The organism is Streptomyces sp. ALB3, assembly GCF_044385685.1.
GTDB lineage: Bacteria > Actinomycetota > Actinomycetes > Streptomycetales > Streptomycetaceae > Streptomyces.
Genome location: NZ_JBISCE010000046.1, coordinates 479,909 through 503,685, shown reverse-complemented (window position 1 = coordinate 503,685; position 23,777 = coordinate 479,909). Strand labels below are relative to the sequence as shown.

The 23,777-nt window shown below is 70.2% G+C and carries 22 protein-coding genes and 1 tRNA gene; 15 read left to right on the top strand and 8 right to left on the bottom strand.

Features of this window, described 5'->3' with window-relative positions:
* Window positions 1-374 precede the first annotated feature (374 nt).
* The 4 genes from ACHFIV_RS32270 to ACHFIV_RS32255 all read right to left on the bottom strand — a co-directional run bounded on the left by ACHFIV_RS32270 (window position 375) and on the right by ACHFIV_RS32255 (window position 2,443).
* Window positions 375-680: a hypothetical protein gene (locus tag ACHFIV_RS32270; protein ID WP_398976310.1), complete on the bottom strand. Its 306-nt coding sequence runs from the start codon at window positions 678-680 to the stop codon at window positions 375-377.
* Window positions 677-1,420 carry a GntR family transcriptional regulator gene (locus tag ACHFIV_RS32265; protein ID WP_398976308.1) on the bottom strand — a complete coding sequence of 248 codons (744 nt, stop codon included), beginning with the start codon at window positions 1,418-1,420 and terminating at the stop codon, window positions 677-679. The genes ACHFIV_RS32270 and ACHFIV_RS32265 overlap by 4 nt, the downstream gene beginning before the upstream one ends.
* Window positions 1,417-1,641, bottom strand: coding sequence for a hypothetical protein (locus tag ACHFIV_RS32260; protein WP_398976306.1), 225 nt, complete (start codon window positions 1,639-1,641; stop codon window positions 1,417-1,419). Before ACHFIV_RS32260 ends, ACHFIV_RS32265 begins: the two co-directional genes overlap by 4 nt.
* 523 nt (window positions 1,642-2,164) lie before the next feature.
* Complete coding sequence (locus ACHFIV_RS32255) at window positions 2,165-2,443, bottom strand: hypothetical protein (protein ID WP_398976304.1); 279 nt, start codon at window positions 2,441-2,443, stop codon at window positions 2,165-2,167.
* A 78-nt stretch (window positions 2,444-2,521) separates the two neighbouring features.
* On the opposite strand from ACHFIV_RS32255, the gene ACHFIV_RS32250 reads away from it, so the two are divergent.
* Entirely contained in the window at window positions 2,522-3,277 is a 756-nt protein-coding gene (locus ACHFIV_RS32250; protein WP_398976302.1) for a GntR family transcriptional regulator, read from the top strand.
* 162 nt (window positions 3,278-3,439) lie between these two features.
* Here the strand turns inward: ACHFIV_RS32250 and ACHFIV_RS32245 are convergent.
* A tRNA-Ser gene (locus ACHFIV_RS32245) sits at window positions 3,440-3,524 on the bottom strand.
* Window positions 3,525-3,583: 59 nt separating this feature from the next.
* Window positions 3,584-5,077, bottom strand: coding sequence for a S1C family serine protease (locus ACHFIV_RS32240; RefSeq protein ID WP_398976300.1), 1,494 nt, complete (start codon window positions 5,075-5,077; stop codon window positions 3,584-3,586).
* 197 nt (window positions 5,078-5,274) lie between these two features.
* On the opposite strand from ACHFIV_RS32240, the gene ACHFIV_RS32235 reads away from it, so the two are divergent.
* The 3 genes from ACHFIV_RS32235 (at window position 5,275) to ACHFIV_RS32225 (ending at window position 7,943) form a co-directional block, all read left to right on the top strand.
* Window positions 5,275-6,102 (top strand): glycerophosphodiester phosphodiesterase, encoded by an 828-nt coding sequence (locus ACHFIV_RS32235; RefSeq protein ID WP_398976298.1) that lies wholly within the window; start codon window positions 5,275-5,277, stop codon window positions 6,100-6,102.
* Window positions 6,103-6,284: 182 nt separating this feature from the next.
* A complete protein-coding gene (locus ACHFIV_RS32230) occupies window positions 6,285-6,851 on the top strand; it encodes an ATP-binding protein (RefSeq protein ID WP_398976296.1) in 567 nt (188 codons plus the stop codon).
* Between the two features lie 126 nt (window positions 6,852-6,977).
* On the top strand, window positions 6,978-7,943 hold the full coding sequence (locus ACHFIV_RS32225) for a DUF5926 family protein (RefSeq protein ID WP_398976294.1): 966 nt from the start codon (window positions 6,978-6,980) through the stop codon (window positions 7,941-7,943).
* 589 nt (window positions 7,944-8,532) lie between these two features.
* On the opposite strand, the gene ACHFIV_RS32220 is transcribed toward ACHFIV_RS32225, so the two are convergent.
* Window positions 8,533-9,216 carry a bifunctional DNA primase/polymerase gene (locus tag ACHFIV_RS32220; protein ID WP_398976292.1) on the bottom strand — a complete coding sequence of 228 codons (684 nt, stop codon included), beginning with the start codon at window positions 9,214-9,216 and terminating at the stop codon, window positions 8,533-8,535.
* 597 nt (window positions 9,217-9,813) lie between these two features.
* On the opposite strand from ACHFIV_RS32220, the gene ACHFIV_RS32215 reads away from it, so the two are divergent.
* Both ACHFIV_RS32215 and ACHFIV_RS32210 read left to right on the top strand, forming a co-directional pair.
* Window positions 9,814-11,235: a PP2C family protein-serine/threonine phosphatase gene (locus ACHFIV_RS32215; RefSeq protein WP_398976290.1), complete on the top strand. Its 1,422-nt coding sequence runs from the start codon at window positions 9,814-9,816 to the stop codon at window positions 11,233-11,235.
* A gap of 118 nt (window positions 11,236-11,353) precedes the next feature.
* Window positions 11,354-12,817 carry an aminopeptidase P family protein gene (locus ACHFIV_RS32210; RefSeq protein WP_398976288.1) on the top strand — a complete coding sequence of 488 codons (1,464 nt, stop codon included), beginning with the start codon at window positions 11,354-11,356 and terminating at the stop codon, window positions 12,815-12,817.
* Window positions 12,818-12,864: 47 nt separating this feature from the next.
* Here ACHFIV_RS32210 and ACHFIV_RS32205 read toward each other — a convergent pair whose 3' ends face one another.
* Entirely contained in the window at window positions 12,865-13,452 is a 588-nt protein-coding gene (locus ACHFIV_RS32205; RefSeq protein ID WP_398976285.1) for an ATP-binding protein, read from the bottom strand.
* A gap of 260 nt (window positions 13,453-13,712) precedes the next feature.
* Between ACHFIV_RS32205 and ACHFIV_RS32200 the strand changes: the two genes are divergently transcribed.
* The 9 genes from ACHFIV_RS32200 to ACHFIV_RS32160 all read left to right on the top strand — a co-directional run bounded on the left by ACHFIV_RS32200 (window position 13,713) and on the right by ACHFIV_RS32160 (window position 23,735).
* Entirely contained in the window at window positions 13,713-14,531 is an 819-nt protein-coding gene (locus ACHFIV_RS32200) for a hypothetical protein (protein ID WP_398976283.1), read from the top strand.
* 103 nt (window positions 14,532-14,634) lie between these two features.
* A complete protein-coding gene (locus ACHFIV_RS32195) occupies window positions 14,635-15,366 on the top strand; it encodes a YcnI family protein (protein WP_398976281.1) in 732 nt (243 codons plus the stop codon).
* A 46-nt stretch (window positions 15,367-15,412) separates the two neighbouring features.
* A complete protein-coding gene (locus ACHFIV_RS32190; protein WP_398976279.1) occupies window positions 15,413-16,069 on the top strand; it encodes an SCO family protein in 657 nt (218 codons plus the stop codon).
* A complete protein-coding gene (locus tag ACHFIV_RS32185; RefSeq protein ID WP_398976277.1) occupies window positions 16,066-16,512 on the top strand; it encodes a copper chaperone PCu(A)C in 447 nt (148 codons plus the stop codon). Before ACHFIV_RS32190 ends, ACHFIV_RS32185 begins: the two co-directional genes overlap by 4 nt.
* 14 nt (window positions 16,513-16,526) lie before the next feature.
* Complete coding sequence (locus ACHFIV_RS32180; RefSeq protein WP_398976275.1) at window positions 16,527-18,632, top strand: copper resistance CopC/CopD family protein; 2,106 nt, start codon at window positions 16,527-16,529, stop codon at window positions 18,630-18,632.
* Window positions 18,633-18,736: 104 nt separating this feature from the next.
* Window positions 18,737-19,954 (top strand): iron uptake transporter deferrochelatase/peroxidase subunit, encoded by a 1,218-nt coding sequence (gene efeB, locus ACHFIV_RS32175; RefSeq protein ID WP_398976614.1) that lies wholly within the window; start codon window positions 18,737-18,739, stop codon window positions 19,952-19,954.
* Window positions 19,955-20,118: 164 nt separating this feature from the next.
* Window positions 20,119-21,054 carry a prephenate dehydratase gene (gene pheA / locus ACHFIV_RS32170; RefSeq protein WP_398976273.1) on the top strand — a complete coding sequence of 312 codons (936 nt, stop codon included), beginning with the start codon at window positions 20,119-20,121 and terminating at the stop codon, window positions 21,052-21,054.
* Between the two features lie 591 nt (window positions 21,055-21,645).
* Complete coding sequence (gene serS / locus ACHFIV_RS32165) at window positions 21,646-22,923, top strand: serine--tRNA ligase (protein ID WP_398976271.1); 1,278 nt, start codon at window positions 21,646-21,648, stop codon at window positions 22,921-22,923.
* Window positions 22,920-23,735: an HAD family hydrolase gene (locus ACHFIV_RS32160; protein WP_398976269.1), complete on the top strand. Its 816-nt coding sequence runs from the start codon at window positions 22,920-22,922 to the stop codon at window positions 23,733-23,735. Before serS ends, ACHFIV_RS32160 begins: the two co-directional genes overlap by 4 nt.
* Window positions 23,736-23,777: the final 42 nt, after the last annotated feature.

Sequence of the window (23,777 nt, the reverse complement as noted above, 5' to 3'; positions counted from 1 at the left end):
AGTGGCGCCGCTAGTTCGCATGGTCGACTTCAGGTTTCTAGTGAACGCCCGCGCGATGCCTCTCGCGGTCAGGATGCTGGCTGCGGAGGTGCACCGAGGGGGAGTCGGCGCGAATGAGGAGCCGCCCGAGCGTGGAGTGGGGGGAAGCGAGCACGCTTGAGGGCTTGGCCGCGCTCCTCGACCTGAGCAAGACTGCCCCAGGGCACCGACCCCCCGTTGCTCCCGCCCACCTGTTCGCTCGAGGCTGGCTCACCGGTGATTCCCAAGCCCATGCCCTGCGAATCCGTGCGGGCACAGCACAACGGGGAGGGGAGCCCCGGTTCTGTGCTCGGGCTCCCCTCCCCGCGTACTGGGAGGCTGTCGTCTGCCTGGGCTCAATCGATTCGGCGGGGCTCGCCCGCTGTCAGGAGATGACCGCGGCTGACTGCAACGCGGAGTACGTCCTTCAGGGCGCCGGCCAGGTCGTGGCCCAGGCGGCAAAGCTCAATCGGCTCCGCGTCCTCGTCGTCGAGGCTTTGCGATGCCATCTCCAGCAGCAGTGCCGCCGTCTCGAGTTGGGCCGCTTCAATGTTGTCCGCCAAGCGGGACATGTAGCCACCCTGGTCGTCGGTGCTCAGGTAGCAGGGCTTGCCTTCCGGGCCCGACCACGGGAGAAGCCGCAGTTCGTTCGGTGCTGTCATCCTTGGATCTTTCTCTCGTCGAGCACATGGTGGGCGGTGAAAAGGGCGTCCACTCGATCTCCCGGGAAGGCCAGGAGTGCAGCTTCGAGAACGCGGCCGGTGGGGTCGGTGGCGATACGGGTAATAGCGAGGACTGCCGCGGTAGATCCGATCCGGAGGGCCGAGGCTTCGTCCAAGGTGGGCGTGCGGGCGCAGACCGTCTCCCTGACGGTGGCCGGCGACGGGCTGAGGACCGCGAATCTCGTGACCGCTTCCCAGCACGTGGAGTCGTCGTCGAGCACTCCGGCCGGGGCCAAGTCGCGGGGGATATAGATACGAGCCAGGCCGTGCGGCGAGCCTTGTTCGAGGCTTAGGCAGGAGTACTCCGCGAGGGGACTGCCCGTTGGCACCTTCAGCAGCGTCGTCAGGTACGCGGAGGCCGGAACCGTGCTGCTGCGAACCGTGATGCGCCACGTTGGCTCAGCGGCGGTCCAGGGATCCAGCGTGCCCCAGCCGCCGACGTACATGATCTTGCGGCGCGGGTGACGGACGTAGTTTCCCTTGCCGTGGATCTTCTCGACGAGTCCTTCGCCCTGGAGCACGGCGAGAGCACGTCGCAGGGTCACCGTACTGACCCTGTATCGGGTGGCCAGGCCAGCTTCCGACGGGAGGCGTTCGCCAGGCTTGATGCTGCCCGTCGTAATCTGGTGGCGTAGGTCGTCGGCGATGTCGTGATGACGAGAAGGCACGGAGCCGGTCACCGCCTTCTCAGTAGTCGTAGGGCGATGAGCCGGGTGCGCGTGTGTATGGCCAGCAGTTCGCCCGACTCGAAGACCAGTTGCTTGGCCCCCTGAGGAAGCTGGAAGAGGTCTCTCACTCGGCAGGCCTGGCCGCCAAGCTGGATGATGTCGCCGCGCTGCGCGGTGGCCGCGGTGACCTCGACGGGGGAAACCAGCGCACCGCCGGGGGCTCGGTCCCTCACGCCATCACCTCCACGGGCGCAGACGGGTCGGGGGTCGAGTGGCACGGGCAGTCACACACCTCGTAGATCACCGGTACGTCGGCCGGCGCCATAGACGGGGAGGGCTCGACGCAGGAGGGGTGCGTGCCGATCCAGCACGCGATCGAGCGATACGGGACAGGAGTTGTGCCCGTGGGGTGCGGTTGTCGGCGAGGAGGCATCAGTGGGCCCCTGCGAGGGCCGACCAGGCATCGGCGGGGAGTTGTGGGGCGACGAGCACCGTGCGCGTCCGAACTCGCTCTTCCCACGCCAGCAGGTACGGACGGACAAGCGCGACGTCCTCACCCCTCAGCGGGTAGCGGTGGACCGTGCCGGCCGGAGCCCGACCCAGGGTGACGGTCGAATCGTCAGCCGGTGCGAGGCAGGCGCGAGCGGCTAGCGGCCGGGAGGGCGTTAAGGGGCGGCGGTGCCGGCCCTTCGAGAAGTACCGCTCTCTGGTGAGCGAGGCGGCACGGCGGATACGGTTGAGCATGCTGTTCAGCTCCTATCGCTGATAGCCCGGTCCCCCGACATCGCCGGTCGTGGGGACCGCTTTGCGTACGGCCGCCCATAAGGTGCGGCCGTTCAAGCTGGTGGCCACGAGTCCGAATCGATCGGCCTCAGCCACCACGTCCAGGACCTCTCGCCATGACTCGGCGGAGAGCGTGTCCGGTACTTCCGCCTCGACCGTCGTGAACCGCGTGTGCTCCTCCAAGCGCGCAGAGAGCCCGATGGCGGACAGTCGGGCGGCGATGGCTGCCGCGGTTACTCCCGAAGCGGGCACAGGGCAGCCTCCGTCACCAGTGATCACTTTCAGTGAAGCTAGTTAACTAGATTAGAGCTAGTGGACTAGATTTTCCATATGTCTGAGCAACCGCCGTATCTCCGTATCGCCGACGAACTCCGGCGGCGCATCGCGGAGCACGTCTGGGAACCGGGGGACCGCCTCCCCTCCCGCGCACAGATTGGCCAGGAGTGCGGCGTGGGCGAGAACGTGGTGCGCCGGGCTCAGGAGCTGCTGATCTCCCAAGGCGTACTGGAAGGCCGCGCCGGATCAGGCACCTACGTCGCCGAGACCCGGCAGCGAGTACGGGTCGTCCGGTCAACAGCGCGCGAGCAGCCTGGCGGAGCTCCGTTCCGCCAGGACATGAAGGCGCTCGGCAGACAGGGCGACTGGGAGAGCCGGACCGACGCGAAAGTGCCAGCCCCAGCGGAGATCGCTGCGCGGCTCGGGATGGCCGAAGGCGCGCTGTGCGTGAAGACAACGTACGAATTCCTCGCGGACGGCAGGCCAGTGCAGCTGTCGACGAGTTGGGAGCCGTACGACCTCACCGCCGGCACACTCGTCGTCCTCCCCGAGGGAGGGCCACACGCCGGGGCAGGAGTCGTGAACCGCATGGCCGCTATCGGAGTCACCGTCAGCCATGCCGTGGAGCAGCCGGAGCCGCGGCAGGCGACCGCCGAGGAAGCGTCGCTGCTCGGCATCCAGAAGGCCGCACTCGTGACGCACATCCGGCGGACGTACTACAGCGACCAAGGCCGTCCCGTGGAGACAGCGGACATCGTGGTGCCCGCAGCGCACTGCGAGATCGTCTACGAGATCCCGATCAGCCGGTAGCGGGCAGTTCCCGACTGCTCCGAGGCAGTGCACGGCCGTGCCACCCGCGTGCCCCTTCCGTGCCCGATAGGGCGGAAAACCAGGGGGAACAGCGGTGCCCGGCAGAGACCAGGCATGGCAACGGCCCCTGACCATACGTACTGGTCAGGGGCCGTTCACCTGCGGTGGGTGTGGGATTTGAACCCACGGTGACTCGCGCCACGACGGTTTTCAAGACCGTTCCCTTAGGCCGCTCGGGCAACCCACCCCGCGTCGTCACCGGGCCCGGTGGCCGGGCCGGCTCGATGCGTGGGACAGCCTAGCCGGTCAGCTGTCGCCCTTGCGCTCGCCCAGGGTCAGTTCGGCCGTCGCCGACTTGCCGTCGCGCGTGTAGGTCAGTGTCACCTTGTCGCCCGGCTTGTGGGTCCAGATCTCGCCGATCAGCGTCGGACCGCTCTCGACAGGCGTGTCGCCGAACTTGGTGATCACGTCACCGGCCTTCAGGCCCGCCTTGGCCGCGGGGCCGTCCGGGGTGACGGCCGGGGTGCCGTCCGCGCCCTTGTCCGAGATGACGGCGCCGCCTGTCTTCTCCTCCATCGTCACGGTCGCGCCGATCACCGGGTAGACCGGCTGGCCCGTCTTGATCAACTGCTCGGCGACGTTCTTCGCCTGGTTGACCGGGATGGCGAAACCGAGGCCGATGGAACCGGCCTGGGACTGGCCGACGCCGCCACCACTGGTGGACTGGATGGCCGAGTTGATACCGATGACCGCCCCGCCGGCGTCGAGCAGCGGTCCGCCCGAGTTGCCCGGGTTGATCGAGGCGTCGGTCTGCAGGGCGCTCATGTACGAGTTCTTGTTGCTGGAGCCGTCACCCGAGGCGACCGGGCGGTCCTTCGCGCTGATGATGCCGGTGGTGACCGTGTTGGAGAGACCGAACGGCGCGCCGATCGCGATGGTGGAGTCGCCCACCGCGACCTTGTCGGAGTCTCCGAGCGCGAGCGGTGTCAGTCCGTCCGGCGCGTTCTTCAGTTTCAGCACGGCCACGTCGTAGCCCTGGGCGCGGCCGACCACCTCGGCGTCGTACTTCTTGCCGTTGGAGAACGTCGCCGTCAGCTGGCCGCTGTCCGCTGCGGAGGCCACCACGTGGTTGTTCGTGAGGATGTGGCCCTCCTTGTCGTACACGAAGCCGGTGCCCGTGCCGCCCTCGCCGTCCCCGGACTGCGCGTCGATGGTGACCACGCTGGGCAGCGCGCTCGCCGCCACACCCGCGACCGTGCCCGCCTCGCGCTTGAAGTCCTTGGGGCTGTTGGAGGCGGCGACCGTGGTCGACCCGGAGGAGGAGCCGAAGTCGTTGCTGTCGGCGGCCCAGTAGCCGAGGGCTCCGCCGACGCCGCCCGCGACCAGTGCGGCCACCGCCACGGCGGCGACCAGACCGCGTGCGCCTCGCTTGCGCGGGCGCTCGGGTTCGGTGGGCGCCGGAGCTCCCCAGGCCGGGGGGCTGCCGCCGTCGGCGTACGAGGGAATGGCGGGAGGGGGCGGCGGCCAGGCGGCCGAACCGGCCGGAGGCTGCTGCGGCGACGGCGGCGCGTACGGATGCCGGTCGTACCCGGGGGCGGACGGCTCGGTGCCTTGCTGATGCGTCGCGGACGGAAGGTGGGCCGTCGGCGCGTCCGCTGGAGCGGCAGGCGGGACCTCCGGCGCGGGGTGGCCTCCCTGCGGGGTGCTCTCAGGAGCGGCAGCCGGCACGGGAGGTGCGGACGGAACAGACGGTACGGACGGAACCGCGTTGCCCTCGTTGCCCTCGTTCTCGGTGCTCACAGCTCTTTACTCCTCGGTTCCACTCGGCATTCGGCAAGAGATCCGCTGTGCACGTGTCTGCGGTCAGCTTTTCCCACAGCACGTCAGGCCACTGTAAGCAGGACCTGTGCATCCGCACGCCAATCTTTACATCAGGCAAAAAGGTCTTACGCAACAAGATGTCCGCACCCGACGCGTCCCGGTGACACGATGTCGCGGTGACCCACGCACGCCTACCCTCACACCAGCCTCCCATCCAGGTCATCGCCCACCGCGGAGCCTCGGACGACGCACCCGAGCACACCCTGGCCGCTTACCGGAAGGCCATTGAGGACGGGGCGGACGCCCTGGAGTGCGATGTACGCCTCACCGCGGACGGACAGCTCGTCTGTGTGCACGACCGGAGGGTGAACCGCACGTCCAACGGCCGGGGAGCCGTCTCCGCCCTGGAACTGGCCGACCTCGCCGCCCTCGACTTCGGTTCCTGGAAGGACCACGAGGAGTCCCCGGACTGGGACCCGGTGCCGGGCGAGCTCACTTCCGTCCTCACCCTGGAACGGCTCCTCGAACTCGCGCACGAGGTCCGGGCGGGCGGGCGGCCGCTCCAGCTGGCCATCGAGACCAAACATCCCACGCGCTGGGCCGGCCAGGTCGAGGAACGGCTGCTCCACCTGCTCAAGCGGTTCGGCCTGGACGCACCCCCGGCGGACGGCCCCTCCCCGGTACGCGTCATGAGCTTCTCCGCGAGGTCCCTCTACCGCGTCCGGGCCGCGGCCCCCACCCTGCCCACCGTCTTCCTGATGCAGTTCGTCTCGCCCCGGCTGCGCGACGGGCGGCTTCCCGCCGGAGCCCGGATCGCCGGACCGGGGATGCGGATCGTACGCAATCACCCCGCGTACATCGAGCGGTTGCACAGGGCGGGGCACCGGGTGCACGTCTGGACGGTGAACGAGCCGGAGGACGTCGAGCTCTGCGTGCGCCTGGGAGTGGAAGCAATTATCACGAACCGCCCCAAACAGGTCCTGTCGCAACTTGGCCGTTCTTAATATCAGTTACGGGGGGTGCACCGGCGCATTCACTCCGCAATCGATCGTTACGAGTGCATCACTGACAGGGCTTTGGCCGGTTTCCGGCGCAGCCCAGGGGGGCATCCAATCCGTGGCGTGGGGCGAAGGAGGTCTCGGGGGTGGCGTTTGTGGTGGCACAAGAAGTGCCCACGTCGTCGAGCATGGCTGTACCCCATGGCCCTGCGGGCGTGGGGCAGGCGCGGCACCGTATGCGCGAGCAACTGCGCAGCAACGGGGTCTCGGACACCGTGGTCGACGACGCTGTACTGATCCTGTCCGAACTTCTCAGCAATGCCTGCAGGCACGGCAGACCGCTGGGACAGCAGTCCGATGTGGGGGACGGCGACATCCGTGCCGCGTGGCGTGTGGACGGACGGGGTGACCTCACCGTCGAGGTGACGGACGGCGGCGGGCCGACCAGGCCGGTCCCGGCCACCCCCTCGGTCACCGCACGCGGAGGGCGCGGACTCAACATCATCAGTGCCCTGGCCCAGGAATGGGGCGTACGGGACGACACCGTCGGCGAGGTCACCGTCTGGGCCCTGGTCTCCGCGGAGCACAAGGACGGCGGCTTCATGACGGCGACGCCGTGCGGCCCCGCGAAGTCCGCACGGCGCGAGCGTGCCGCTCCGGCGGGCCTGGACGGGCTGAAACGAATTGGCGGTTTCGGCTCACTCGATGGGCTGGACCTCGTCGAAGCCCTCGAGGCTCTCGACGACGCGGGCTGAGAGCGGCCCGGCGCTCGGCAGGGCGGAGCGGGCCGCGGGGGGTGCTGGCAGGTGTGCCCCGGCAACGGCCGGGACGGCTAGGCTCGCGCCCGAGACCGCACTGTCGCAATCGGGAGATCGCCCACCATGGCCAAGAAGCGCCCTCAGTCCAAGGCCGGGAAGCCGCAGCTCAAGGACGGTGAAGTCCCGGTCGTAGGGGCCCGTGAGCCTTGCCCGTGCGGTTCGGGCCGCCGCTACAAGGCGTGTCACGGGCGCGCCGCCGCCCACGCGGTGACCGAGTTGGTCCAGCGTCCCTTCGAGGGAATCTCCGGGGAGTGCGACTGGATCGCGCTGCGCGAGCTGGTCCCCGCCGCCACCGTCGCCCTGACCCTGAAGGACGGCCTTCCCGAGGGCGTGCCGTCCGTGTCGCTCGCGACGGTGCTGCCCATGGCATGGCCGGCACTGCGCCGTGATGACGGCTCCGTCCTGCTCGCCCTGCAGAACGACACCTCGTCCGGTGACCTCAGCCGCGATCTCGCGGACACCCTGCAGCGTGCGCTGGAGGCCGCGCCCGGTTCGCCGGTCACCGCCCGCCGCGTGCCCGCCGACGGGCCGAGGCTGCAGGACGTCCTCGCCGCGGACGCACCGTTCGAGCCGGTCGTACACGCCGGGTTCGAGTTCTGGGTCCCGGACGCGGAGAACGCCACGGCGGAGGTGTCCGCCTCCCTCGAGCGCGCCAACGCGGCAGCCATCCCCACCACGCGCCTGACCGGCGTGGACGCGGCCTACTGGTGCGAGACCCCGGAGAAGAACCACCTGCGCTGGGTCATGCCGCACCCCGAGGAGCAGCTCCTCGACGCCTTGGCCCGGCTGCACGCCGCGGGCACTTCCTCCCTGGGCGACGGGACCCGCCTGGTGGGGTCGTTCCGCGCCCACGGCCTGATGGTCCCGGTCTGGGACCTGCCGAGCGCGATGGGGGCCGAGGAGTGCGAGAAGCCCGCGGCGCAGTTCGCGGAGCGGCTCCTCGAAGCCCTCGCCTCGGACGCTCCTCTGACGGCCGAGGAACGCCGGGCGCGCGGCGGGCTCACCAACCGCCAGGTGACGCTCAGCTGACAGTCACGACCGTCGGGTACGCGGTGGTGACTCCCGTCACAACTCCCCGTACCCGTCGGTAAATAGCTGTCCGAATAGGCGAGATCGAATTTGCTCACAGCAGATCTCTTGTTACGGTTCTGGAAGTCCGGTCGCTGGTGCATCCCCCGTCGCCAGCGGCCGGGCGTCTTCGTTTCCGGGTCCGGGCCTCCGGGGCGCACTCCGGAGCACTCCGCGCACGGACCGCCTGCGACGACTGCCCTGGGACCCCGTCCGCCTCCCGACTTCGCGCATCCTCCCGGCACATCCGTGCGCTGCGCCAGGCCCTGACTGCGAGTCGATCGCGTCCCTCGCCGGAGCGGCGTGGGCCACGAACCGCCGGGCGTTCGCTTTCGGACAGAAAAGCACTGATGCTCTCGCGAGCGGGGACGGCCCCGGAGCCCCTGGCGGACGTTCGTCCCGAGCGGCGTCGCCTGCGCGCCTCACCAGCAGGGGAGACGACCTTGGGGCGCCCTGCGCGTCCGCCCGCCCGTTCACGCGGAACCGGGCGGCCGCACACCTTGCACGAGTGAGCCGCCCGCGGTTCCCGCGTCGGTGCCCCGCCGGCCGCTCAGTACGCGAGCCGGCTACCGCCGTCCGGAGCACTGTTGCTCGCCTCGACGAGCGCGTCCAGGACCGCCTCGACGTCCGGGAGCCAGGGGGCGGCATCCCCCGCCGCGGGCGGACGCTCCCATCGCACCTGTCCCGCACCCACCTCCGACGGAGGCAGGATGAGGTAACCGCCCTCCCCGTGGAACCGCAGCGAACTGGGCACCCGGTCCTTGGCGTGCAGCAGTTCGCCCAGCCGTTCGAGGGTGTACGGGGCGACCAGCAGCGACCACCTGGTGGGGGTCGCCACCACGGGGCCGAGCCGCACGCCCATGCCGTCGAGCGCGGTCAGCGCCCGGGCGCCGGCCACGGCCGGCAGACTCAGCGCGCAGGGTGCCTGGCCGCCGGTGGCCAGGACGACGGGGGCGGTGGGCCGATTGGTCCACCACCAGCGCACCATGCGCGCGTCGGTGGTCGCCGCGAGGAGACCGGGATCGAAGGGATGTGCGCCGGGTACGGCGCACTCGGGGTCGGGACAGGCGCAGCCGCGACCGCGTTCGCCGCGTACGGCTCCCGTCGCGAGCCCTGCTCCGGGAAGCACGGGCCAGTTCCGACCGGTGGCACAGATCAGCGCCGCGTCGAGCTGGGCGGAGCTTTCCTTGCGCCGTGGCCGGTGCCTGCGTCGCCTTCCGAGGATCTCGCGCATGAGCGCTCGTTCCTTTCCGTTGAACGCCGAGGTCCACATCGCGACACGTGTGCGTTACACACGTGTGCGTCTCTTCGCTGTGCGTGCTTGCTCATCGGGACTGCGGTACGGACGAGTGGTCGGTGCCGAGCGTGAGCCGAGCCGAGCAGAGTGGAACCGAACAGAATGGAGCTGAGCCGAGTCGAACCGAGTGGAACCGAGCCGAGTCCGGTCGAATACATCGCGCGGCCGGCGTGCGCGTCGCGCGTGCCGTCCTTGTGCAACCCCGTCGTCCGGGGTCGGCGGGCGGCCGTCACCAGTGAGGACGCCCGGGCTCGCTGTCGGGTTCCGGGGCGGTCACAACTGCCCCTGGCCATCGACGATTACGTACCCAGCATGCCCGGGATGACGCTCCCTCCGGCATTTCACCCCGAGGGTGCCCCTGTCGAGCGCACCCAGTCGATCGCAAAAAACCGCCCGGGGGTGCATTTTTCAGCCAAGTTGACTGTCTCACGGACACCATAATTGCCGTAGGGACAATGCTGGACATCACCTTACTTCTGCGTGTACATGTGGGTGCGTGTACATGTGGTTGCCCCGATAGCGGCGCAGCGCGACATGGGGGTTTGCGATGCTATGCGACATAACACACCTGTCGGAAAGCCGACTGCCATGAGCGCCCCCCACCTTCCGAAAGTGGCTGGAATCGACCCCATGGTTCCCGTTTCAACGCACACTGCCGCACCCGCGGAAGGTCTGCCGTCCGCGCCGGGAGCCCTCATCCAGGACCGGCTGGTCGGCTGGGTCTCCGACCTGACCACACTGCACGAACTCACCGAACGGCTGGCGGGGACCAGCACTCTGGACAGCGCCCTGCATGAACTCCTGGCTGCCGGGGCGGCCCTGGTGGGAGCAGGCCGGGGGCTTCTCGTCCTCGAACCCGCGGGGGCCGGCGGACCGTCCCGCACGATCGGGCTCGGCCTGGCGCACGCGGAGCTGGGAACCATCGAGACGGTCCCCCGCAGTGCTACCGCATACGGCCGTTTCCTCGACGGCCTGCCGGATACGGACGTCCCCCTGGCCAGCCCCGACATCCTTGCCGACACCGGCCTCGACCCCCGCTGCCGAGAGGTCGCCGCCCGGCTCGGGTACGCCGCGAGCTACGCACAGCCCCTCGCCGCCCGAACCGCCGGCAGGCTGGGTGCGGCCGTATGGCTGTACGACGAACCGGCCGAGCCGCTGGAACGGCAGCGCCACCTCGTCGGGGTGTACGCCCGGTACGCCGCCGAACACCTGGCCCGCCTGCTCGAACTGGAACGCGCCAGGGCGGACGCCGCGGCGATGGCCGAGGAGCTGCTCCCCGGCGGGCTCCCCCGGATTCCCGGGGTGCGATTGGCCGCCCGCCACCGGGCCGCACCCGGCGGTGGCGGCGACTGGTACGACGCGCTGCCCCTCCCCGACCACGCCCTCGGCCTCTCCGTCGGCTCGGCGGGCGGCTCGGGTCCGGCCGCGCTGGCCGCCATGGGCCGCCTGCGCGCCGGCCTGCGGGCGTACGCCGTGCTGGAGGGAGAGGACCCCGTCGCCGTCCTCTCCGATCTCGAACTGCTGCTGCGGCTGACCGAACCGGGCCGTGCGGCGACCGCCCTCTACGCGTACTGCGAACCCGGCCGGCGCACGGTCGTGCTCGCCGGCGCCGGGCACACGCCACCGCTGGTGACCGGCGAGTGGCGCACCGAGTTCGTCGAGACGACCCTTTCCGCACCCCTGGGCATGCTCTCGTGCTGGGAGGCGCCGAGCGTGGAGTTCACGCCCCGCTCGGGCGAGACGGTGCTCTTCTACACCGACGGGCTGCTGCGCCGCACGGGGGCCACCACCGACCGGGCCTTCGCACGACTGCACTCGGCGGCGGCGGGTGTGCCGAAGGCACTGCGCCAGGACCCCGGGGCGGTGGCGGACCACGTCCTGCGCGCCGTCCTGCCCGAGGGCGCGGACCGTGGCACCGGCGAGGACGTCGCCCTGCTGGCCGCGCGCTTCGACTGAGGGCTCGTGCGTGCCGCCGGGAGCGGCCCCGGAGCGGTAAGAGGTCTTCCGGCACCGGGCCCCCTTCCGCACGCCCGTACGATGAAGGGGGTCCAGTGTCGTACAAGGAGGACATAACGTGTCTGAGGAGCTCGCCCCGGAGACCCCGGAAACAGCAGAAGCAGAGCCGATCAAGCAGCGGAAGAACGGCCTGTACCCGGGCATCTCCGATGAGCTCGCCGAGAACATGAAGTCGGGCTGGGCCGATACGGAGCTGCACGACCTGGAGCCGATCGCCCAGGCCTCGTACACCGCCGCCCGCCGCGCCGCGCTCTCCGCGCGCTTCCCCGGTGAGCGGCTGGTCATCCCCGCGGGCAACCTGAAGACCCGCTCCAATGACACCGAGTACGCCTTCCGTGCCTCCACCGAGTACGCGTACCTCACCGGCGACCTGACCCAGGACGGCGTTCTGGTGCTCGAGCCGGCCGAGGGCGGACACGAGGCGACGGTCTACCTGCTGCCGCGCTCCGACCGTGAGAACGGCGAGTTCTGGCTCGACGGCCAGGGCGAGCTCTGGGTCGGCCGCCGCAACTCCCTGACCGAGGCCGAGCAGCTGCTCGGCATCCCGGCGAAGGACGTCCGCGAGCTCCCGGCCGCGCTGGCCGCGGCCACCGGCCCGGTGCGCAACGTCCGCGGACACGACGCGGGCATCGAGGCCGCCCTCACCGACAAGGTCACCGCGGAGCGCGACGAAGAGCTGCGCGTCTTCCTCTCCGAGGCCCGCCTGGTCAAGGACGCCTTCGAGATCGCCGAACTGCAGAAGGCCTGTGACGCCACGGCGCGCGGGTTCGAGGACGTCGTCAAGGTCCTCGACAGGGCCGAGGCCACGAGCGAGCGCTACATCGAGGGCACCTTCTTCCTGCGTGCCCGCGTCGACGGCAACGACATCGGCTACGGCTCGATCTGCGCGGCCGGCCCGCACGCCACCACGCTGCACTGGGTCCGCAACGACGGCCCCGTCCGCTCCGGTGAGCTCCTCCTGCTCGACGCGGGCGTCGAGACGACCGAGCTCTACACCGCCGACGTGACCCGGACGCTGCCCGTCAACGGCACGTTCTCACCGCTCCAGCGGAAGATCTACGACGCGGTGTACGAGGCCCAGGAGGCGGGCATCGCGGCTGTGAAGCCGGGCGCCGCCTTCCGCGACTTCCACGACGCCGCGCAGCGGGTCCTCACCGAGAAGCTGGTCGAGTGGGGCCTCCTGGGCGACCTGACCGTGGAGAAGGTCCTCGAGCTGGGCCTCCAGCGCCGCTGGACGCTGCACGGCACCGGCCACATGCTGGGCATGGACGTCCACGACTGCGCCGTCGCCCGCACGGAGTCGTATGTCGACGGCGTCCTGGAGCCGGGGGTCTGCCTCACCGTCGAGCCCGGGCTGTACTTCCAGGCCGACGACCTGACCGTGCCCGAGGAGTACCGGGGGATCGGCGTCCGGATCGAGGACGACATCCTCGTCACCGAGGACGGCAACCGGAACCTGTCCGCCGCACTGCCGCGCCGGTCCGACGACGTCGAGGCCTGGATGGCTCGCCTCAAGGGCTGACACGCCTCACGCGGCCGGCCGCGTACTCGCGCTGGAGGGCGCCCCGCTCAGGAAACCATGAGCAGGGCGCCCTCCCGCCACTTCAGGACCTTGTCGAAGCTCACCACCGCGCCGCGCCCCGGCCGGTTGCCGAAGTGGACGTGATCGGCGAGCTCCTCGATCAGACAGAGCCCGCGGCCGCTCTCAGCCGTGGCCGGCGGATGGACCGCGGTGCGCCCGTGCGCAGGGTCGCCCGCCTGAGGGACGGCGTACGGGACCGGATCCGGTGAAGACCCGGCCGGTCGCGGCGCGGCACCGCGGGACGCGCACGGAGCGGGGAAGCCGGGCCCCGAGTCGGCGACTTCGATACGGCATTTCTCGCCGTCCAGGTACGCGGTGACCCGGTACTGCCCGCAGGCGTGCCGGGACCGCTCGTCACCGGCGCAGGCGGGACCCGGGCCCCCGGTACTGCCCGCCTCCCGCAGATCACCGCCGTGTTCGACGGCGTTCGCGCAGGCTTCGCTGAGTGCGACCGAGAGGTCGTAGGAGATGTCCGGGTCCACCCCGGCGGTCTCCATGGTCCCGAGGAGGAAACGACGGGCGAGCGGGACGCTCGCAGCTTCGCGCCGCAAATGGAGTGACCACCACATGCTCATGCTCCAGCCTCCTGGCTGCGGCTCGACATACCGTTACGTATTGCCGCGATAAGCCCTTCGTAAGCACGAATCCGCTGTGACAGCGCTCATTCGGCGGATGCGTATATTCCGTTCGCCGGTGTATGACAGGCCCGGATCAGGGCCTCGGAGCGCCCATGAACAGGTGCAACACCACCTGATCACCCCCTGAAGGGGACGGATGCCGACCTTACGGACCTGCCGTACGCGGACCGGGGGCCCAGTGGGATGATGTCCCGGCCATGTCTATGCCCATAGCACGCGCCGGAGCCGGTATGCGGCTTTTGAGGACCGCGGTGTTCACCGCGGTCTGTGTCGTGCTCGCCGCGTTCGGACATGGCCTCGCCGCAGGTGTGAGCGTGACCGGGTGGAGCCTTTCCGCCGGCTTCGCCGGAGTGTTCGCCGTCGCCCTGGCGCTCGCCGGACGTGAGCGGACCCTTCTGTCGATCACCGCGGCCCTCGCGGCCGGGCAGGTCGCCCTGCACGTCCTCTTCGGACTCGGGCAGCACGCGCCGGCCGCCTCGGCGGGAACCGGTGACGACTCGCTGATCCGTTTCGCCGCCGGACTGGTGTGCGGTGCCGGACCGGCGCAGCTCAGCGCCGGCGAGGCCCATCGCATCGTGACCACCGCGGGCCTGGACCCGGCGACGGTGGTCCAGGGACACACACATCTGGCGTCCGCCGCGCCTGACGCCGCCGGTGACCCCACGGTCCTCGCCACGGTGATGTCCGGCCTGCCCGGCCTGCCCATGTTCCTGGGGCACCTGCTCGCCGCGCTCGCCACCGGCTGGCTGCTGCGCCGCGGCGAGATCGCGCTGTTCCGGCTGGCAAGGCTCTCCGCTCAGGGGGGCCGACAGCTGGCTGCCGGGGCCCGGCTGCGCGCGCTGCGAGCGGCGATGGCTCTCGTACGCGCCCTGCGGGCGGGACTTCCGGGGCAGCCCACGACCGGACCGCGCACAGTCGGCAGCCCTGCCGACGCTCCCGCACCGGCCACCGGCGATGTTCTGCAGCACATGGTGATCAGGCGCGGGCCGCCGCCCGTATACGTACGCGCAGCCTGACACGACCCCTCCGCCGGGACCGGTGACGAGGTGGTCGTGATGCCGTCGCGCGCCTCCGCGCGCCGGACCACCCTTCCCTCGTGCCTGTGGAGTGATTCCCTTCATGAACGTTTCCCGCATCGCCCTCGCCGGCGGCGTCGCCGCGTCCACCGTGCTGCTGCTCGCGGGCACCGCCTCCGCGCACGTCAGCGTGCAGCCGCAGGGTGAGGCCGCCAAGGGCGGCTACGCCACCGTCAACTTCAAGGTGCCCAACGAGCGCGACAACGCCTCCACGGTCAAGCTCGAGATCAACTTCCCGACGGACCACCCGCTGGCCTCCGTCAGCCCGCAGCCGGTGGCCGGCTGGAAGATCGACGTCACCAAGAGCAAGCTGGCGAAGCCGCTCGAGGTGCACGGCAAGAAGATCAACGAGGCGGTCTCCAAGGTGACCTGGACCGCGGACGGAAGCGGTATCGCACCCGGTTTCTTCCAGCAGTTCCCGCTCTCGGTCGGGCAGCTGCCCGAGGACGCGGACCAGCTCGTCTTCAAGGCCCTCCAGACGTACAGCAACAAGGAAGTCGTCCGCTGGATCGAGGAGCCCACCGAGGGCGGCGAAGAGCCCGAGAGCCCTGCTCCCGTCCTCGCGCTGACCGCCCCGAAGGGCGACGCCCACGGCGCCGCCGCCGATGACAAGGGCGGCGAGGCGGAGGACGCGAAGGAGACGACGGCGTCCTCGGACGACACGTCCACGTCGGGCACCGACAGCACCGCCCGCGTCCTGGGCGTCGTCGGCATCGTCGTCGGGGTCGCCGGGGTCGCCTTCGGCGTCCTCGCCGGCCGTCGCCGCAACGCCTGATCAGCCGGTTCCACCACTCGTCATTCACAGATCAGGAATCAGCTCCATGCACAGCAAGAAGACGGTGCTGGCCGCGGCGTTCGCCGCCGTGGCCGCACTGACCCTGTCGGCCTGCGGCAGCGGCGGGGACTCGTCGGACAGTTCGGTGGCCGAGGTCTCCTCCAAGACGGCGTCGCAGCCCGCGACGGTGCTCGACCAGCCGTTCACCAAACCCGACCTCGTCCTCACCGACACGCACGGAAAGACGTACGACCTGCGCGAGCGGACCAAGGGCAAGCCGACGCTCATCTACTTCGGCTACACCAACTGCCCCGACGTCTGCCCGCTGACGATGAGCAACATCGCCGTCGCCAAGAGGACGCTGCCCAAGGCCGACCAGGACAGACTCCAGGTCATCTTCGTCACGACCGACCCGGAACGGGACACTCCCGCGTCCCTGGGCAGCTGGCTCAAGGCCCAGGATCCCGCCTTCACCGGACTCACGGGTGACTTCCCGGCCATCCAGGCGGGGGCACGGCAGATCGGCATCGGCATCGACCCGCCGAAGAAGGAGAAGGACGGCACGGTCGTCTCGATGCACGGCGCCCAGGTCATCGCCTTCTCCCCGAAGACCGACAAGGGGTACGTGCTCTACGGCGAGGACACCACGGCCGAGGACTACACCGAGGATCTCCCCGAGCTCGTCAAGGGGGAGACCCCGTGAACCGTCGCACGACCGTCGTCGGCGCCCTGGCCCTGACCACCGGGCTGGCGCTGACGGCGTGCTCCTCGGACAGTGTGCCGCAGCTGGAGGTGACCGGGGCCTTCATGCCTCAGCCCGTCAGCGACATGGCGGCCGGCTTCCTCCTCGTGAAGAACAGCGGCGACACCACCGACCGGCTCACGTCGGTCACCAGTTCCCTCTCCGACCACGTCTCCATCCACGAGACGAAGGACCGGACGATGCGGATGGTCTCGTCGTTCGAGGTGCCCGCCGGCGGTGAGCTCGATCTCGAACGCGGTGGCAACCACATCATGTTCACCGACCTGAAGCAGCAGCCCAAGCGGGGAGAGACGGTCTCCGTGGAACTGCACTTCGAGAAGGCCGATCCCATCACGGTCGACATCCCCGTGAAGGAGACCACCTACGACCCGAAGAAGCAGTGAGGTACTGACACACCATGACAGCCACCGCCCCGCACTCCGGGCCCTCCCCGACACGACGGCCGCTCGCCGCGGTCGCGCTCCTCGCCACGCTGACCGGCATGCTGTTCGGCCTGGTGCTGGCAGGCGCGAGCCCCGCGTCCGCGCACGCCGCTCTCACGGGGAGCGACCCGCAGGACGGGGCGGTGGTCGCCACCGCCCCCGAGGAGGTCACACTCACCTTCTCCGAGCAGATCGCCATGGACGACGACTCGATCCGGGTCCTGGACCCGAGCGGGAAGCGCGCCGACACCGGCGCACCCCGCGATCTGACGGGCGGGGGCGCCGTGCGGTACGGCGTCGAGCTCCACAGCGGTCTGCCCGACGGCACGTACACCGTCGCCTGGCAGGCCGTGTCCGCCGACAGCCATCCGGTCTCGGGAGCCTTCACCTTCTCCGTCGGTGCCCCCTCCGAGACCACCGTGTCGCTGCCGTCCGCCGGAGCCGGCGGCGGCCTCGTGGGCGCGCTCTACGGCATCGCGCGTTACGCCGCGTACGCCGGATTCGTAGTGCTCGCGGGCGGATCGGCCTTCGTGCTCGCCTGCTGGCAGCGGGGAGCGGGCGCACGTCCGCTGCAACGGCTCGTCGTGCGCGGCTGGGTCACGCTCACCGCGGCCACCCTGGCCATGCTGTTCCTGCGCAGCCCGTACACCGGCTCCGGCGAGCTCGCGGATGCCTTCGACCTCGCGGGCCTCCAAGCCGTCCTGGACACCAAGCCGGGGGCGGCCCTGGTCTCCCGACTGCTGCTCCTCGGCGCCTCAGCGCTGTTCATCGCCGTGCTGTTCGGGGCGTACGCCAAGCGCGAGGACGAGAAGGAGAAGCAGGACCTCACCTTCGGGCTCGCGACAGGCGGTGCGGTCATCGCCACGGGGATCGCCGGTACGTGGGCCCTCGCCGAGCACGCCTCGACGGGGATCCAGCCGGGCATCGCCATGCCGGTCGACGTGCTCCACCTGCTGGCCGTCGCCGGCTGGCTGGGCGGGCTGGCCGCACTGCTGGTCGCCCTGTACCGGACACCGGACATCACGAGCGCCGCGGTGCGGCGGTTCTCCCGCCTGGCGTTCGGCAGCGTGGTCGTCCTCGCCGCGACCGGTCTCTACCAGTCCTGGCGACAGGTCGGTTCATGGTCCGCGCTGACCGGCACCCGTTACGGTCAGCTGCTGCTCGTCAAGGTGGCGCTCGTCGCCGTGCTCCTCGGTGTCGCGTGGGTGTCGCGGCGTTGGACGGGGCGGCTGACCGAGCGCTCCGGCTCCGCTGATGACGCCCGTACGGCCGTCTCGGAGTCACCCGCCGCGTCGGCTGCTTCGCAGGGGGCGACGGAACCGGCTGAGCCGGTCGGCTCGACCGGAGCGGCTGAGCCGGTCGGCTCGACGGAACCGGCCGTATCGGCGAAGCCGACGGAGCCAGCCGTACCGGTGGCGGTGGGCTCGACGGAGCGGGCTGTCACGGAGGGGCTCACGGTGTCGGACTCTCCGGCCTCATCCGGGCCGGACGACGAGATCGCTCCGGAGCGCGCCGCCCAGCTCTCCCGGCAGCGCGCCGCTCTGACGGCGACGAAGGAGAAGCGCGCCCGCGACGCCGATCCGGACCGCTCCGGGCTGCGGCGGTCCGTGATGGTGGAGACGGCTGTCGCCGTGGTGCTTCTCGTGGTCACGACGATCCTGACGGCCACCGAGCCCGGCCGCACGGAGGAGGAAGCCGCCCGGGGAAGCACCACTGAGGCGGCCGCACCGGTGACCGGCGGACAGGTGAATCTGAGCCTGCCCTTCGACACCGGCGGGCAGAACGGCGCGGGCACGGTGCGCCTGGACCTCTCGCCCGGCGGCACCGGCTCGAACAACGTGCACCTCTGGATCGACGGTCCTGGCGGACGCCCGATGGACGTCCCCGAGGTGAGGATCGCCTTCACCCTGGAGTCGAAGGACATCGGTCCGCTGCCGGTGGTCCCCGAACGCCTGACCGTCGGGCACTGGACCGCGAGCGGCGTACAGATCCCGATGGCGGGCGACTGGAAGGTCGCCGTGACGGTGCGTACGTCGGACATCGACCAGACAACCATCGACAAGAACGTGAAGATCGGCTGAGCAGGTTGAGCACGAAGAGGAACCACCCCGGGCAGAACGGCACCGGCGCCGCCAGCCGCGACACATCCCCTCCGGCCGCCTCCTCCGGAGTCTCCCGGCGGAGGCTGATCGGTGGCGCGGGAGCGGCCGGCGCGGCAGGACTCGTCCTGGGCGCGGCGGGCGGCGCGGGTGGCTATGCAGCGACGCGCGGGGAGACGCCGACGCCGCTGACCGCAGTGGGTTCGACCGAGGCGATGTTTCACGGGAAACATCAGGCGGGCATCACCACCCCGCTTCAGGCCCGCGGGCACCTGATCGCCTTCGACCTCGCGCCCGGCGCCGGGCGCAAGGAGGCAGCGGCTCTGATGCGTCGCTGGTCGGCGGTGGCACAACGGCTGATGGCCGGTGAGCCGGCGGACACCGGCCGAGGACACGACACCGGGGTGGCCCTGGACGCCGGGCCGTCGTCCCTGACGGTCACCTTCGGATTCGGGCGTACCTTCTTCGACCGCACCGGCATGACCGGCCACCGGCCGGCCGTCCTGGATCCGCTGCCGTCGTTCTCCTCCGACCACCTCGACGCCAGGCGCTCCGACGGTGACCTCTGGATCCAGATCGGCGCGGACGACGCACTCGTCGCCTTCCACGCGCTGCGCGCCCTGCAGAAGGAAGCCGGCTCCGCGGCCCGGGTGAGGTGGCAGATGAACGGCTTCAACCGGACACCGGGAACAACCGGCCGGCCGATGACCACGCGCAACCTCATGGGCCAGGTCGACGGCACCAACAACCCGAAACCGGCCGAGAGCGACTTCGAAGAACGGGTCTTCGTGCCGTCCGGTGGTTCGCCGGACCACGCATGGATGGCGGGCGGCTCGTACGCCGTCGTGCGGCGGATCAGGATGCTGCTGGACGACTGGGAGCAACTCACGGTCGAACGGCAGGAACAGGTCATCGGCCGGAGCAAGGCGGACGGCGCCCCCCTCAGCGGCGGCTCCGAGGACACCGCCATGGACCTGGACAGGACAGGACCCGACGGCAAACTGATGATCCCCAGCAACGCACACGCCCGGATCTCCTCGCCCGAGAAGAACGGTGGCGCCGCGATGCTGCGCCGCCCGTTCTCGTACCACGACGGCATCTCGGAGGACGGCACCCCGGACGCCGGGCTCCTCTTCATCTGCTGGCAGGCCGATCCGTTCAAGGGCTTCATCCCGGTCCAGCGCAAACTCGACCGCGGAGACGCGCTCTCCCCGTTCATCCGGCACGAGGCGAGCGGTCTCTTCGCCGTGCCCGGGGGTGCGGCAGCCGGGGAGTACGTGGGGCAGCGGCTGCTTGAGGGCTGAGCCACCGAGGACTCGTCCGTCAGCACACGCGCGGGACACCGGGAGGCGTGTCCGTCAGCACGTGCGGGACACCCGCCCGTGCGACAGCGCACGTGTGTCACACACCCTGACCGTGCATGGGCATAAGGCTCCGGAGCTCTCGGTCAGCCCATTAGGGTGACCGTATGTCAGCCACGCGCTACGCCTATCTCGGTCCCGAAGGCACCTTCACCGAGGTCGCCCTCCGCACCCTCCCCGAAGCCGCCACCCGCGAACTCGTCCCGATGGTCTCGGTGCCGGCCGCGTTGGACGCGGTGCGTGGCGGGGAGGCCGCCGCAGCGCTCGTCCCCATCGAGAACTCCTTGGAGGGCGGGATCAGCGCGACGCTCGACGAGCTGACCAAGGGCGCCCCTCTGATGATCTACCGCGAGGTGCTGCTCTCCATCACCTTCGCGCTGCTGGTTCACCCCGGCACCGGCCTGTCGGACATCAAGACCGTCACCGCCCACCCGGCCGCGCAGCCTCAGGTGCGCAACTGGATGGCGGCGAACCTGCCCAACGCGGTGTGGGAGTCGGCGGCCTCGAACGCCGATGGCGCCCGGCTGGTCCAGGAAGGGCGCTACGACGCCGCCTTCGCCGGTGAGTTCGCCGCGGCGACCTACGGGCTGGTGCCGCTGGTGACGGAGATCCACGATGCCGAGAACGCGCAGACCCGCTTCGTGCTGGTGGGGCGTCCGGCCAGGCCCTCGGCGCCCACGGGGGCCGACAAGACCTCCGTGGTCATCTGGCTCGGCGACGACCGCCCCGGAGCCCTCCTCGAACTGCTCCAGGAGTTCGCCGTCCGCGGAGTCAACCTGATGCTGATCCAGTCCCGCCCCACCGGGGAAGGCATCGGGAACTACTGCTTCGCCGTGGACGCGGAGGGGCACATCGCGGACCGCCGCGTCGGCGAAGCGCTGATGGGGCTGAAGCGGATCTGCCCGAATGTGCGGTTCCTGGGTTCGTACCCGCGCGCCGGGGTGACGCCCGAAGAGGTGAGCCCTCTGCGCATCGGGACCTCGGACAGGGACTTCACCGAGGCGTCCGACTGGCTGGCCCGCAGCCAGGACGGCCGGGCCTGAAGCCTGCCAGGAGGGTAAGACCGCCTGTGACATCGGCCCTGCCCGCAGAGTTTCACCGCACGCGAAAAGTTATCCACAGGAAACCCTGCAGCCTGGGGACAAGTCGACACCCCAATGCGACATGGTCGACAAATCGCTCCAGTCGACATGGATTCCTCACGGAATGACAGTCCCCCCGTGTCCTTCCAATTGCGTTGATCAACGCATTGAAGCGAGGAATACCCACCCGAATGAGTGCGTGGGGCGGGTTTGAGTGGTGAACCCTTGTGCCGTCATGCCGCTTTCGGAACGATCTCCTCCGGCATCCACAGATCTTCTTCACAGCCTGTGGATAACTATTCGGAACGATGACAGCCTGTGGACAACACGCCCTCCAGGCACCCAACTCCCCGCGCACACACCGGCAATGCGCCACGGCGCGGGAGCACTCGTTCACCTTTCCGGGCGACGGATCCTTTTCCCCGAGCGGCCCGCCACCCGCGGTCGGCCCGCGATTTCCACCAGCACTATCGATTCCGGCAATTAGGGCAAAGCGTCAGGCTCGTCGATATCGGTTCGAGTGGCGGATCTCCGCACCGGTAACCTTGAGGGGTGATTGACCTTCGCCTGCTCCGTGAGGACCCCGACCGTGTTCGCGCCTCCCAGCGCGCCCGTGGAGAGGACGTCGCGCTCGTCGACGCCCTGCTCTCCGCCGATGAGCTGCGCAGGTCGTCCGGCGTCCGCTTCGACGAACTCCGCTCCGAGCAGAAGTCCCTCGGGAAACTGATCCCGAAGGCCACCCCGGAGGAGCGTGCCGAGCTCCTCAAGAAGGCCGACCAGCTGAAGGCCGAGGTCAGGGCTGCGGACGCCGCGCAGGACCAGGCCGACGCGGAGGCCAAGCGGCTGCTCCTGCTGCTCGGCAACATCGTCCACGAGGACGTCCCGGTCGGCGGCGAGGAGGACTTCGTCGTCCTGGAGACGCACGGCACGATCCGTGACTTCGGCGCGGAGGGCTTCGAGCCCAAGGACCACCTCGAGCTCGGCGAGGCGCTGGGCGCCATCGACATGGAGCGCGGCGCCAAGGTGTCCGGATCTCGCTTCTACTACCTGACCGGCGTCGGCGCGCTCCTCGAGCTGGCCCTGGTCAACGCGGCGATCGCGCAGGCCACGGAGGCAGGCTTCGTCCCGATGCTGACTCCCGCACTCGTCCGCCCGCGCGCCATGGAGGGCACGGGTTTCCTCGGCCAGGCCGCGGAGAACGTGTACCACCTGGAGAAGGACGACTACTACCTGGTCGGCACGTCGGAGGTGCCCCTCGCGGCGTACCACATGGACGAGATCATCGACGCCGACAAGCTGCCGCTGCGGTACGCCGGCTTCTCGCCGTGCTTCCGCCGCGAAGCGGGGACGTACGGCAAGGACACCCGGGGCATCTTCCGGGTCCACCAGTTCGACAAGGTCGAGATGTTCTCGTACGTCGACCCCGCGGACGCCGAAGCGGAGCACCGCCGTCTCCTGGACTGGGAGAAGCAGTGGCTCACCGGCCTCGAGCTGCCGTTCCAGGTCATCGACGTGGCCACCGGTGACCTGGGGTCGTCGGCCTCGCGCAAGTTCGACTGCGAGGCGTGGATCCCGACCCAGGGCAAGTACCGCGAGCTGACGTCCGCGTCGAACTGCGACGGTTTCCAGGCGCGCCGCCTCTCCGTCCGCATGCGCGACGGGAAGAAGGTGCAGCCGCTGGCCACGCTGAACGGCACGCTCTGCGCCGTACCGCGCACGATCGTGGCGATCCTGGAGAACCACCAGCTGCCCGACGGCTCGGTGCGTGTGCCCGAGGTACTCCGTCCGTATCTGGGCGGGCGCGAGCTGCTGGAGCCGGTCTCCAAGTGACCTTCTCCTACAAGCTCGTCGCGACCGACCTCGACGGCACCCTGCTGCGCGACGATCACACGGTCTCCGACCGCACCCGGGAGGCGCTGGCCGCGGTGACCGCGGCCGGTGCCGCACACATCGTCGTCACGGGACGCGCGGTGCCGTGGACCCGGCACATCCTGGACGATCTGGGCTACCGGGGTCTCGCCGTGTGCGGTCAGGGTGCGCAGGTCTACCACGCGGGTGAGCACAAGCTGTTGACCTCCCTCACGCTGGACCGGCAGCTCGCGGGGCTCGCCCTGTCCAAGATCGAGGCGGAGGTCGGTCCGCTGGCCCTCGCCGCGAGCCGCGACGGGCTCGAGGGCGAGGTGCTGGTCGGGCCCGGTTACCGGGTGCAGGAGGGGCCTCTTCCCGCCCTCTACATGGACGACCCCGCCGAGATGTGGACCGCTCCGCTGAACAAGGTCTACATCCAGCACCCCGAGCTCGACGACGACGCGCTGACCCAGGCCGCCAGGCAGGCCGTCGGCAGCCTGGTGAACGTGGTCATGGCAGGGCCTGGCGTCGTGGAGATCCTGCCCCTGGGGCTGAGCAAGGCGACCGGGCTCTCGCTCGCCGCACGCCGTCTGGGCCTCAAGGCCTCGGACACCCTGGCCTTCGGTGACATGCCGAACGACATCCCCATGTTCGGCTGGGCGCAGCACGGTGTCGCCATGGCCAACGCGCACGACGAGCTGAAGGCCGTGGCGCACGAGATCACCGCGTCGAACGAGGACGACGGCATCGCGGTGGTGCTGGAGGAGCTGCTCCGGACGCCCACGCGCGCGTAGGCGGGGCTCTTCTTCAGGCCCCGGTCTTCGGTCTTCCAGCCT